Genomic DNA, 12,600 nt, shown 5'->3' on the forward strand with positions numbered 1-12,600 from the left:
ATAGGGGAATGGCATTAAGCTATTTTCCTATTTTTTTTATCATAAAACCTACCTTTTAGTGGTTTAAATAACAGCCGCCGCTTCGTGGATATTGATAGAACATATTACAAAGGTTGTACCCTTGCTGCTTTGGATGTTCAGTTCCCCATCCAGTTGCCGGGTGAGGCCTCTAACGAGTTTTAGCCCCATTGTTTTGGGTTCTTCGCTGAGTTGCCCGCCGGGTAGGCCAATGCCATTATCAGCAATGGTAAGGGTAGCCGAGCAGTCTGCCTGTACTTTCAGCGCTATGCTGATAATGCCTTTCTGCTGTTCCCTGAAAGCATATTTTAAGGAGTTAGTCACCAGTTCATTAATGATAAGGCCTATGGGGATGGCACGGGTGGCATCGAGCTTAACCGGGTCGGCATCAATATTAAATACAATGGGCCTGCCCGAAAATGTCTCGCGTAAAAAACTAACCAATTCGCTGATGTAAACCGGCATATCAATTTTTGTGCTCTCGTCTGACAGGTATAGTTTGTGATGAATGAGCGACATGGCGAAGATGCGGTTCTTGCTGGTTTCGATTGCGGAGAGCGCCGGTTCGGCCAGATGGTCTGATTGCGACTCGAGCAGGTTAACAATGGTTTGCAAATTGTTTTTTACGCGGTGGTGCACCTCTTTTAGCAGCCATTCCTTCTCGTTGAGCAATTTGCTTAGCTGTTCGTTTTTCTCGCTAACCAATTGGCTGCTTTTGCGTTTTTGCCGAAATTGCCTGTAGATCAAAATAATGATGACCACCAACAACCCAATAACGGTGGCGGTAATGCGCTTGTTAAGGCTGGCCTGCTCCAGCTGGGTGTGTTGCAGGGCGGCTATCTGGCTAACGGATTGGTAGTCCTTGGTTTTTAACTCCAGATCATGCTCGCGTAACTTAATTAGTGCTTTGTTGTTCGCCACGAGCTGATCGGCCTGGCTTAGTTTTACCGCCTGTAATTTGGCGTTTTGTACTTGCAGCGAATTTGTTTGCTTTAAAAAAGCAATGTTGGCCGCGCGTTGGGCAAGCAAGGCCTCTTTCTTCTGCGTTTCGTATTGCACTTCAAGCTCCTGCGTGTGTTTTTCTTTACTCTCGGTGTATATCGAGTCGTCTATCCGTTTGCTCTGTAGCAGATGGCCCAAAGCGCTTTGATAATTTCCCAGCAGCGAATCGGTATGCGAGCGGGCTTTATAAAGCGAACTGATGAATGCCGCATGTTGCCCCGATGATAACTCGGCGGATTTTTCAAAGGCCTCAGATGCTTTTTTTACTTCGCCCAGTGCAAGGTAAGCATCGCCTAAATAACGGTAATCTGCAGAAGGGCTTAACCTGGCTTTTCCGATGAGTTGTATCGAGGCCAGTAAATATTTTACAGCAAGATCGGGCCGGTTTACCCTCGCGTAATTTTGGCCTAAGGCGCGCTGCAGGTAATATTCATCGCCATCTGTTTTTGGAGTGTACCTTTTGCCAAAACCTAAAACCAGGTCCAGGCCTTCTTGCGGGCGGCCAAGCATGCCTAAATTATAACTCACATTATTTACCACACCATAAATAGTGGCTGCCGACTCGAACCTCTCGGGTTCGGCAAGTATCAGGTTGTAGTAATAATTGCTTTTTTTATAATCGTAGGTAAGCCGGTACAAATTACCTGCCTGCCGGTAAAGCGATCCTCTGTCGTGATCGGAAGTTTGGGCATCCAGCAATTTCAAGGCACTAAGGGTTTCCTTCATTGATAAGGTATAGTCGCCCGCGTAGAGTGATTTTTGCGCTGCTGCAAGGTGCTGCCTTATATCGGTTACGGGGTAGCCTATCTTCCCTGCCTCAGTTTTCAGCCACTTTACCTGCTTGTCGGCATCGGCCACTCTACCAGCCTCCCTAAACATTTCGCTGCAATGCAACAGGTGCTCTATCGATTGGTGGATGAGTTTATCCGATTTTAGTTTTTTACTTTCTGCAAATTTTGCGCGGTAATAGGTAATGGCCGTATCAAGGTACACCAGCCCCGGCACCGGGCCTGCCCCATAGGCTATGTAATAATATTGGTCGCCAATGTAGGTAAGCAGCGTTACTTTGGCCTGGCCCGATAAGAATTTGAGTTGCGCTTTAGCCGCCGCCCGGTCGCCACGTTCGGAGTAACAGCCTGCTGTAAGCATTACGGCCTCCTGGTAGCCGGCGGTGTATTTCAACTTAAGGCTTAACTGCTTTGCATTGTTGGCCAGCAAAAAAGCACTATCGATATCTGTTTTTGATTGAAATGGTTTAAAAAGGTACCAGGTGCCCAGGTTTAGCATGGCCTGTATACGCTCCTGCCCCGGTTTACTGGCGTTGAGGTTGATGATGGCTTTGGTAATATCTGTCTGTGTGCCCTCGCGCTCTCTTGGGAAGTATTGCGCATTTGCTTTTAAGCTAAAAGCCAGCAACACGATAGTCGCAAAATGAAAGGCAGGTTTCATAAAAAAACTGTTGAGCGGCGCAAAAAATCCTCAACGTGTAATTTACGAAAAAATAGGTTAACTCCTAATAGCTATACGCTAAACAAAAAAGTGCCTGTTTAGGTCATTAAATGGACATCACTATCTTCTTCCCGAAAATCTGGTTACTTTCCATCAGGCGGTGCGCTTCCTGAACGGTGGCTACGCTAAGGCCGCCAATAACGTTAACATCGGGTGCGCTGAGTTGCCCGGTGCTGATGAGGTTGTTGATCTGCTCCAGCGTGTTGCCATACCACTCTAAATTACCCGATAGCCCGTAGGCAAAAGCCGCTATGTTGTAAATATTGCAGGCACTATCAAACAGTATCTCCCTCGCTTCTTCGGTACTTAAAAAGGTAACATCAAGGTAGGTGCCGTTTATTTTTAACACGCTTGCAGCCGCCTCGGTTATTGTGCCACCGGCAAGGTCGGCAACGTAATCGAATTTTTGCCGCCCGTTTGTTTTCAGTATAGCATCGGTAAGGTTATCCGCGTTGTAATTAACAATACGATTGCTATCTACCCCAAGCGCAATCAGCGAATCAACACTTTGCGGGTTGCCTGCGGTTGCCGTTATATCATTTATGCCATTTAGTTTAAGGAGTTTGATCAGGAAGCGGCCCACGCCGCCGGTTGCTCCGGCAATAAAAATACTATCATCGGGCTTTATGCCTGCCCTGGTAATAGTTTCCCAGGCCGTAAGCCCCGACGAAGGAATGGCCGCTGCCTCCTCGAAGAAAATACCCGCCGGTTTTTTGGCCAGCAGCTTCTGGTTTATGGCAATGTATTCGGCATAGGTGCCATTGCTGCCCAGGCTGCCGGCAAGGGCTACAACAGCATCGCCGGGGGTAAACTTTTTGGCGTTGCTGCCCGTACCAACCACCACGCCCGAAAACTCGCGCCCTAATATAGGCGAGCGCATCAGCGCGCTTTCGCGCAGCCCTTTGCGCATTTGGTAGTCAATGGGGTTAAAGGCCGTTGCTTTTATTTGCACCAATACATCATTTGGCCCAACGGCGGGAACAGGCAGGTTGGTAAGCTCGAAATTGGAACTGTCGCCAAAGGCTTTCAGGGTAATTGCTTTCATGGTTTAATGAGGTGTGAGGGCGGGTTCGAACCGCCGTAAGAGGTTTTGCAGACCTCCGCCTAACCACTCGGCCACTCCACCATTGCTATTTTAGGCGGCCACGTTTTTCAGTAAGGCTGCCAGGCTTGCCGCAACTTCATCTATTTCAGCCACGGTGTTTTTATAACTGAACGAGAAGCGGATAGTTTCCATCTCGGTTTGTATGCCTAACGCTTTAAAAACAGCTCCGGATTGTGAGGTGTAATCAGTGCCTCCCGATACGGTAACATCTATATCCTCCAGGTAATCGCTCAGTGGGCGGTTACCCCAATGCGGAAAGCTTACGCTTAAGATACTTGGCAGGCTTTCTTGCAGTTTCCCGCCGTTTATCCGCACACCCGGAACATGTTCCTGCAGTTTGGCTATCAGCCTGTTTTTCAAGTTTTGGATGTATGCGCTTGTATTGTCTATATCCCAGTAGGCTATCTCCAGCGCTTTGGCCAGGCCCACTATAGCGGCAACATTTGCGGTTCCCCAGTTGGCCTGGTGCCGCCCGTTGCCATACAAAGGGTTATTGATGCGCTTTGCTTTGCGGTTAATCAAAAAGCCGGCACCCAAAGGCCCATGAAATTTATTTGCCGATGCCGATGCAAAGTCAAGGTTCAGCTTTTCGGGTTGAAGGGGAAGGGTGCCTATGGTTTGCGTAGTATCGGCATGTACCGTTGCTCCAAAACGTTTGCCTGTTTCGGCAATTTGTGCAATAGGGTTAATAAGCCCGGTTAAGGGGTTTGCATGTGTTACCGAAATTAGGTTGCGGGTATTGGTTCGTAGCAAGTATTCTAAATGATCCAGATCGAGCCGGCCTATCCTATCGTGCTTCAGGAAACTGATACGGGCATTATGTTTTTTCTGCAGGGTGCTCAGGGTGTTAAGCACGCCGCTATGTTCAAACGGTGTGGTTATAACGTGGTCGATGCCTTGTGCAGCAATTGCTGTGGTAATGGCAAGTGTATTTGCTTCGGTACCGTTAGCGGTAAAAACAATGGCATCGGCGGGTACCTTTAATAAAGTTGCTATAGTGGCGCGGCTGTTCTCTATGGCCTCTTTTGCCTTGCGCCCATAGGAGTTATTGGCGCCGGTATCGCCAAAGTGCTCTAAATAGTAAGGCGCCATGGCGCTGAATACTTCCGGATGTATAGGGGTAGACGAAGCATTGTCGAGATAAATACCCATAGTAGTAGATAAAATAAAGTAGATAGATGTTTTAAGGACGATGGGGGAAGGGGTTTTATCAACAACAATACAAGCGCAGTTTCATGGTAGTAGTAGTTTAAAAAGCATCCTTGCGCGGGCAAGGATGCTGTAGTTTTGATAGCAAATAATAAGATCAGTAAATATTTGTTGATGCAAAAATAGAATTAATTCTATAAATTCTATAGAAATAGTAGAAATTATTTTTATGTTTGCACCACAACGTTTTTAAAGCTTAGTATTGATTCTTTTAGTTTTTCAAATCGTTCTTACACAGCTTCTCTTCATTAAGGTTTATAATTGGTTGTAAAGAGTTCCTGCCCATCAGGAGCTCTTTCTTTTTACTTTAAATAACACCATGCGCACTTCCCTGAAATTTTTACTGCTGTTTTTAGTACTGAAGCATATATCTATAAATGCTGTTGCGCAGGAGGCTGCGAAGCCGCCACGCGTGCTGGTGGTAATGGCGCACCCTGATGATGAAAGCACATTCTCGGTAACCTTATATAAAATAGCCAAGGAACAGCACGGTACGGTAGACCTGTTTGTGATTACTAATGGCGAGGCTGGTTTTAAATACGCCACACTTGCCGAAGCATTTTATGGGCGCGATTTGACCGACGAGCAAACCGGCAGGCAAAATTTACCACGCATACGTAAACAGGAATTGATGAACGCCGGGAAGATACTTGGCGTATCTGAATACCACTTTGCCGGGCAGCAGGATTCTAAATTCACCCTAAACGAGCGGCAGCCGCTTGATAGTTGCTGGAATGTTACTTTGGTGGGGAAAGAACTGAAGAAAGTATTGCTGAGTAAGAGTTACGATTTTGTGTTTTGCTTACTGCCCGAAGCCGATACGCATGGTGCGCATAAAGCCGCTGCATTATTATCGCTTGATATTGTGCATTCCTTGCCCGAAGGCAGGAGGCCGACGCTGTTGGGCGCCACGTTAAAGAACAAAACAGGGCAGACGCTTGCCTATACAAGCTTGCGAAATTACCCGGAAACGGAGGCTACTACCGATACCGCAGCTTTTGTAATAGACCGTACCGCAAGCTTCAGCTATCATAACCGCGTAAACTATAAAGTGATAGCTAACTGGGAAATAGCCGAACATAAAACGCAGGGCGTTACCCAAATGACCATGAACGAAGGCGATTTGGAGGAATTTTGGTTTTTTAAACAGAATGATGCTGGCCGATTTGAAAAATGCAGGCAGCTTTTTGACAAGCTGAAACTTACACCTTACCTGGCAAAAACCTATTAAGCTATTTTGCTAACCCGCAGGTGCTGATATTAATTTCTGCTCTTTAAGGAAATAGTATTTCATTATAGGCCCCGATATAAGCATGGTTACTACTGTCATGATCACCAGCCCTTCAAAAACAGGCTCGCTTATTATTTTAGCCTGAAGGCCTAACAACCCCAACACAATTTCCTGCGATCCCCTTGCATTCATCCCGAAGGCCACGGCTATCGATTCGTTTTTGCTCATGCCGCTTAATGCACTGCCAATGCCCGCGCCCACCAGCTTGGCAAGGCATGCAATCACAAGGATGATAAGCACTATCTCGAGGTTGAAATTGGCGATGAAATTAAGCCTTAAACCTACCGAGGCAAAAAACAGCGGTGCCAGTACGTTAATGGTGAACTGGTGTAAAACATGCTTGTGTTTTTCGGTAAAGTAGCGCGAATCGTTTATGCCGATGCCTACCAAAAATGCGCCGAATATGCCACGTACGCCCAATGCCTCGGTAGCGCAGGCACTAAGCAGGCAAAGGCAAACGCCCATGGTAAGCGCACGCCCCGGCTTTTCGCCCTTGCCGGCTATTTCCATCAGGCGGTGTATAAGCCAGCGGCCTCCCGTCAGCATAAAAATGGCGTATGCTACCACAATAATTACCGACCAAAACGACGCTTCGCCTTTGCCAACATGCATGAGTTGAATGATGACCGAAAACAATATCCAGCCCAAAAAATCATCAACCATGGCTGCGGTAAGCACAATGTTGCCTATGCGGGTGGTAAGCAGGTCGAGGTCGAGCAGTATTTTGGTAATAACCGAGAGTGCGGTAATTGATAGTGCCGTACCAAAGAACAGCGAGGTTACCAGTTGATTATTGGCTTCGTTAGCGAAGTGGCTCTGGTATAAAAACCACACCGCCGCAAAGCCAATAGCAAAAGGGAAAATGATGCCCGTAAGGCTGATGCTGATGGCCTGCTTGCCATCTTTTCGTATCTGTTTCAGGTCTACCTCAAAACCGGCTATGAACATCAACAGGATGATACCAATGTTTGCTATACCGTCGAAAGCCTCGAAAGCATGCGGTGCCGAGAGGAAGATGTTATCAAAAGCTCCCGGCGATATTGCGCCCAGCAGGGTAGGGCCAACCAGTATACCTGCCAGTATTTCGCCTATAATGGCGGGCAGTTTGTACCTGCGGCAAAGCTCGCCCAGCAGCCTGGCCGGCACCAGTATAATTAATAGTATAAGCAGGAAATGTATTATCTCTGATGAGGTCAGTTTAGAAACCATGGTACGGTAGAATTATAGCAATGTTTAAGAGCCGATAGAGTGTATATACTATTCGCACAAGTATAGTATATAATGTCTATAGATTTAATAGTTTAATGAAAAATGTTTTGTTGTTTCATTAATACTCTTTTTTGAATTTATTCATCCCCTTTGCCAGGATAGTAGGTGATTAACCGCTCCAAGTGCTTTTTGATGCTATTGCTCGCCGTTGCAGAGTGGTAGCCGGATGAGCGGGTAACCAACATCAGTTTATTGCTTAGCTGTTTCTCAACCCGAATCAAATTTTATAATTAATATGTCATATCGTATATTTATTATCACCCCCAGCGGGATAGTTTTGCTGAATAGCCCCTGCAATAGGCCTGTTATTATCCAGGCTACCTAACCCGGCATTGTGGCGGCGCTATTAAAACCAATTAACAGCTCTTAAAATTTAAATATGGCTACAGAAAAGGTGTTTTGGCTTTGGGAGTTTTTAGGCCGCCTGCATCCTTTGGCTGTGCACTTTCCCGTGAGCCTGCTATTATTGGCTGCCATACTGGAACTGTTCACGCTGAAAAATCGCCATTCAAAACTTCGCCCGGGTATCAATATCCTGATTTTAACCGGGGCGGCATCCGCCGTTGTTGCTGCATTTTTAGGCTGGCTGCTATATCGGCATGGCGATTACAGTGGCAATGTACTTATCATTCATCAATGGTTCGGGTTTGTTACGGCAGGTTTTGGCTTAGTGTTGCTGCTATTGCTTTACAGGCGTGGCGGAGATAGCGGGAATTTCCTGGTATACCGCACTATCCTTTTTATAACGGCGGTAACGGTATCGGTGGCCGGGCATTTTGGCGCAAGCCTTACCCATGGCGACGATTATTTATCGAGTACGCTACCGTGGGATAAAGATTATGTACCCGCTTCGGGCAGTAACTTCAACCTCGCTTCCTTAGGGGCAGATACCGCCAAATTAACCAAACAGCAAGAAATTGAGTTGAATGTTGAGGTCAGGGCCATACTGGCGCATAATTGCTATAAATGCCACGGGGCCGAAAAAGTAAAAGGCGGTTTACGGCTTGATGGCAAGCATCTCGCTTTTAAAGGTGGCGAAAACGGCCCGGTGATTGTTCCCGGCAATACAACCGAAAGCGAATTGTTTCGCCGGATCTCCCTGCCTGCTGATGATAAAGATGTTATGCCTTCGAAAGGTAAGAGGCTGGCGGACAGAGATATTGCTATTGTTAAATTTTGGATAAGTAAAGGAGCCCCCTGGCCCGAAGACGGAAGCAAGGCAAGCGTTTACCGCGTAGCTAAACTGGAACCCCGAAACCCCGTATTACCTGCGCCTACGGCGGGCCTTTCAAATCCTATTGACCTCTGGACCAACAAATACTTCAAAAAAAACTACAGTCAATGGCCAGCCCCCGTTGACGACAGATTGTACTTACGCCGCATATACTTGGATATAGTTGGTCTGCTGCCAAGCCCTGCAGAACTTGACAAATTTGAAAAAGATCCCCGTGCAGATAAAAGAGCGCTGTGGGTGCGGCAACTACTCAATCAGCAGGACGACTACGCAACGCACTGGCTAACATTTTGGAATGATGCGCTACGTAACGACTATTCGGGTACCGGGTACATCACCGGCGGGCGGTTTAACATTACCGATTGGTTGTACCGATCATTAAAAAACAATAAGCCTTACAACCAATTCGTGAAAGAATTACTGAGCCCTACGGATGCGTCGAAGGGGTTTATAGCCGGCATACAATGGCGCGGGGTGGTAAATTCCAGCCAACGTACCGAGATGCAGGCGGCGCAAAACGTGTCGCAGGTGTTTTTGGGGCTTAATTTAAAGTGTGCTTCGTGCCATAACAGTTTTATAAGCGATTGGAAACTGGCCGACGCATATGCATTTGCCAATATTTTTGCCGATACTACTTTAGAAATAAACCGTTGCGATAAACCAACGGGTAAATATGTAGACCCTAAAATGTTATGGCAACAGCTGGGTGCCATAAACAGTAAAGCCACTGCAGCAGTAAAGCAGCGGCAATTAGCCGAAAATTTGGTTAAGCCCGAAGATGGCCGCCTGTACCGCACGCTGGTAAACCGTATTTGGGCGCAAATGATGGGGCGTGGCATAGTAGAGCCGGTGGATGTGATGGACAACGCCCCCTGGGACCAGGATATGCTGGACTGGCTGGCTTTCAATTTTTCTGCCAATGGATCTGACTTGAAGGAGCTCATCTTTCAGATAGCTACCTCAAAAACCTACCAATTACCATCAGTCGGGTTTAAGGAAGTGGCGCTGATTAACAATCCCAACTATAAATTTAAGGGCATGCTGCGCAGACGCATGACGGCCGAGCAATTTACCGATGCCGTAAGCGGGCTTATCTCGCCAATGTTTTTATCCGTCGACTTAAAGTATGATCCATTCACGGCGGCGGCGTACAAGAATACACATACCAAGCCTGCAATTATTAGGGCATCCCTGGTGGCCAACAATAGCTTTTTAACCGCCCTGGGCAGGCCAAACCGCGAAACGGTAGCCACCAGCCGCGATTCGCAGGCCAATTTATTGCAGGCGCTGGAGCTAACCAACGGTGGCCGTTTTAACGATATGCTTAAACAAGGCGCGCAACAATGGAAAGCGCAGTATAACGATCCTGATACGTTGATAAAAGCATTATATAGCAAAGGGCTGGCGCGGGAACCGACGACGAAGGAGTTTACGCTGGCAAAAAAAGCACTGGGTAAAGCACCAAGTGTAGCAGCCATACAAGATCTGTTTTGGGCGGTAGTGTTATTGCCCGAGTTCCAGATCATTTATTAACCAATTATTTCAACAAACTGATGCGCATATAAAATGAACTGGAACAGGCGTGATTTTCTGAAAAACACAAGTGCGGCTACATTAGCGGCCATGGCGGGGAGTGTTCCGATGAGCAGTTTTCTGTCTTCGTGTAACGGCAAAAGCATTCATTCAACTGCCGATACAGTCATTTTGCTTTGGATGGCCGGCGGCATGGCGCATACCGATACCTTCGACCCTAAAAAGTTTACACCCTTTACCAAAGGCATGCAGGCCAATAGCGTATTAAGCACCTTCAAATCGGTGCCGACGATATTAGATGGCATTCACTTTTCGGAAGGGTTGCAGTCTATTGGTAAGGTAATGGATAAGGGGACGCTGATACGTTCGTATGTGGCGGCAGATATGGGTTCTATCCTGCATTCCAGGCACCAGTACCATTGGCATACCTGCTACAAACCACCACAGTCTGTTATGGCACCCCACATCGGCTCGTGGATAGCGAAGCAGTTGGGGCCCAAAAATCCGGTGATTCCGGCCTTTATCGACATTGGGCAGCGCTTCAACCTGGGCGAAGGCGAGGAGCTAAAGGCTTTCCACACAGCAGGCTTTTTAGGGAACGAGTTTGGCCCCTTCCTGGTGCCCGACCCAACATCCGGGCTGGAAAGCGTTCGCCCGCCGGTGGGCATGTCGTCTTCCCGGTTCGAAAAACGTAACCAGTTGTATAACGACCTGATCAGCCAAAGCCCGATGGGCGAGTTTGGCAGCGACTATCAAAAAGAATCTTTACGGAGATCAATGGAACAGGCATACATCCTGCTAAAATCGCCCGAAGCTAAAGCTTTCGACCTGAGTTTGGAGCCCAAAGAAAGTTATGACATATACAACACCGGTAAATTTGGTTTAGGTTGCCTGATGGCTCGCAGGCTAACTGAACAAGGTGCCCGTTTTATTAGCGTAACAACGGAATACGAGCCGTTTAAAGGTTGGGACACGCATGATAACGGCTACACCCGCCTTATCGATATGAAAAAACAAATAGACGGACCGGTAGCGCAACTGATAAAAGACCTCGACAAAAGCGGCCGCCTGGACAGGACGCTGGTTATTTTGGCCAGTGAATTTAGCCGGGATATGATGGTGGAAGGGCGCCCTGATGCAAAAGTGCCCGAACAGGTTGACCAGCCTGATGTGATACAGGATATTAAAAACTACGGTATGCACCGCCATTTTACCGATGGTGTTTCGATGCTGATGTTTGGGGGCGGCATAAAAAAAGGCAGCGTATACGGCAAAACTGCCGATGAGCGCCCATGTAAAACCATTGAGAACCCGATAGTGATAGACCAGGTGCACCAAAGTATTTACCATGCGCTGGGGATAGCACCCGATACTAATTATTTGGTTGAGAAGCGCCCTTTTTATACCACGCCCGATGGTTTGGGTAAACCGGTGATGGAGTTGTTTGCTTAAGCAATCGCCGATATACCGGTATTAAAACCCATAAATAGTATATTGGGCGGCCATTAGGCCTGTAAATGATCAATTATTACAAATACCTTCCGGTAAGTAAAGAAGACGAAAGCTGGGGCTTAACCGTATTGAATGCAGGATGCACGCGGATAGAGCCGGCCTGTAGCTACCCTTATAAGAACCATCCTGCCCATCATAATTTTAACTGGGAAAGCTGGCGCCGGTTAGAAGAATACCAGGTTATTTATATTACCAATGGCGGGGGGATTTTTGAATCGGAGCATTGCCCGCAAATACCGGTAAAAGCCGGTACCATAATATACCTTTTCCCGGGCGAAAAACACCGTTATAAACCGGATTTTACAACGGGCTGGGATGAATATTGGGTAGGTGTTAAGGGCCCTGTTATTGATAACCTGGTAGGCGCAAATTATATATTGCCCGATTCTCCGTGCCAGTATATAGGTTTCAATGAAGGCATAGTTGGCCTTTTTAATTTGATAATAGAAAAAACTAAGCTCGAAAAAACCGGCTATCAACCGTTTGTAGCCGGTGTGGTGCATCATTTAATAGGCAACTGCCATGCAATTGTGAAACAGAACACAATTGGTAGCACCGAAGAAGAAACAATTATAGAGAAGGCGCGGCTATTATTTCGGGCAAATATTAGCAACCCATTCTCGGCAGAGCAGGCGGCAAAAGAGCTTAACGTGGGTTACTCCTGGTTTCGTAAACGTTTTAAAAGTTATACAAGCTTATCGCCCGGGCAATATTTTCTCCAGCTAAAAATTGAAAAAGCCAAAGAGTTTTTGAGTAATGGGAGTATGCCCATCAAAGAAATTTCCGCTCAGCTAAATTTCGATTCTAACTTTTATTTTTCTTCAATTTTTAAAGAAAAAACGGGGTATACGCCCTCCCAGTACCGCAGCCGTGCCCGCGGGATTTAGAAGAAATCAGCCAATTGATATCGGTATCTGA

The 12,600-nt window shown here is 47.0% G+C and carries 8 protein-coding genes and 1 tRNA gene; 4 read left to right on the forward strand and 5 right to left on the reverse strand.

The annotated features are described in order from the left end of the window. Positions 1–63 precede the first annotated feature (63 nt). From BC343_RS24220 to BC343_RS24235, 4 genes are all read right to left on the reverse strand, one after another. Entirely contained in the window at positions 64–2,469 is a 2,406-nt protein-coding gene (locus BC343_RS24220) for a sensor histidine kinase (RefSeq protein ID WP_078350379.1), read from the reverse strand. Positions 2,470–2,575: 106 nt separating this feature from the next. Next, positions 2,576–3,574, reverse strand: a complete 999-nt coding sequence (locus BC343_RS24225; RefSeq protein ID WP_078350380.1) for a quinone oxidoreductase family protein — start codon at positions 3,572–3,574, stop codon at positions 2,576–2,578. Between the two features lie 9 nt (positions 3,575–3,583). After that, positions 3,584–3,655: transfer RNA gene (locus BC343_RS24230), tRNA-Cys, on the reverse strand. A gap of 9 nt (positions 3,656–3,664) precedes the next feature. Continuing rightward, positions 3,665–4,786, reverse strand: coding sequence for a cysteine desulfurase family protein (locus BC343_RS24235; RefSeq protein WP_078350381.1), 1,122 nt, complete (start codon positions 4,784–4,786; stop codon positions 3,665–3,667). A 376-nt stretch (positions 4,787–5,162) separates the two neighbouring features. On the opposite strand from BC343_RS24235, the gene BC343_RS24240 reads away from it, so the two are divergent. Continuing rightward, positions 5,163–6,074: a PIG-L family deacetylase gene (locus BC343_RS24240; RefSeq protein ID WP_078350382.1), complete on the forward strand. Its 912-nt coding sequence runs from the start codon at positions 5,163–5,165 to the stop codon at positions 6,072–6,074. 9 nt (positions 6,075–6,083) lie between these two features. On the opposite strand, the gene BC343_RS24245 is transcribed toward BC343_RS24240, so the two are convergent. Then, on the reverse strand, positions 6,084–7,343 hold the full coding sequence (locus BC343_RS24245) for a cation:proton antiporter (protein WP_078350383.1): 1,260 nt from the start codon (positions 7,341–7,343) through the stop codon (positions 6,084–6,086). Positions 7,344–7,782: 439 nt separating this feature from the next. Between BC343_RS24245 and BC343_RS24250 the strand changes: the two genes are divergently transcribed. The 3 genes from BC343_RS24250 to BC343_RS24260 all read left to right on the forward strand — a co-directional run bounded on the left by BC343_RS24250 (position 7,783) and on the right by BC343_RS24260 (position 12,569). After that, positions 7,783–10,170 carry a DUF1549 domain-containing protein gene (locus BC343_RS24250; protein ID WP_078350384.1) on the forward strand — a complete coding sequence of 796 codons (2,388 nt, stop codon included), beginning with the start codon at positions 7,783–7,785 and terminating at the stop codon, positions 10,168–10,170. A gap of 33 nt (positions 10,171–10,203) precedes the next feature. After that, positions 10,204–11,622, forward strand: coding sequence for a DUF1501 domain-containing protein (locus BC343_RS24255; protein WP_078350385.1), 1,419 nt, complete (start codon positions 10,204–10,206; stop codon positions 11,620–11,622). A 65-nt stretch (positions 11,623–11,687) separates the two neighbouring features. After that, complete coding sequence (locus tag BC343_RS24260; protein ID WP_078350386.1) at positions 11,688–12,569, forward strand: AraC family transcriptional regulator; 882 nt, start codon at positions 11,688–11,690, stop codon at positions 12,567–12,569. Positions 12,570–12,600: the final 31 nt, after the last annotated feature.

Source organism: Mucilaginibacter pedocola (assembly GCF_002013915.1).
GTDB classification, from domain to species: Bacteria; Bacteroidota; Bacteroidia; order Sphingobacteriales; family Sphingobacteriaceae; genus Mucilaginibacter; species Mucilaginibacter pedocola.

Excerpts from the sequence above, each read along its gene's own strand:
- BC343_RS24220 (WP_078350379.1), bottom strand. The coding sequence starts at position 2,469 with ATGAAACCTGCCTTTCATTTTGCGACTATCGTGTTGCTGGCTTTTAGC.
- BC343_RS24225 (WP_078350380.1), bottom strand. The coding sequence starts at position 3,574 with ATGAAAGCAATTACCCTGAAAGCCTTTGGCGACAGTTCCAATTTCGAG.
- BC343_RS24235 (WP_078350381.1), bottom strand. The coding sequence starts at position 4,786 with ATGGGTATTTATCTCGACAATGCTTCGTCTACCCCTATACATCCGGAA.
- BC343_RS24240 (WP_078350382.1), top strand. The coding sequence starts at position 5,163 with ATGCGCACTTCCCTGAAATTTTTACTGCTGTTTTTAGTACTGAAGCAT.
- BC343_RS24245 (WP_078350383.1), bottom strand. The coding sequence starts at position 7,343 with ATGGTTTCTAAACTGACCTCATCAGAGATAATACATTTCCTGCTTATA.
- BC343_RS24250 (WP_078350384.1), top strand. The coding sequence starts at position 7,783 with ATGGCTACAGAAAAGGTGTTTTGGCTTTGGGAGTTTTTAGGCCGCCTG.
- BC343_RS24255 (WP_078350385.1), top strand. The coding sequence starts at position 10,204 with ATGAACTGGAACAGGCGTGATTTTCTGAAAAACACAAGTGCGGCTACA.
- BC343_RS24260 (WP_078350386.1), top strand. The coding sequence starts at position 11,688 with ATGATCAATTATTACAAATACCTTCCGGTAAGTAAAGAAGACGAAAGC.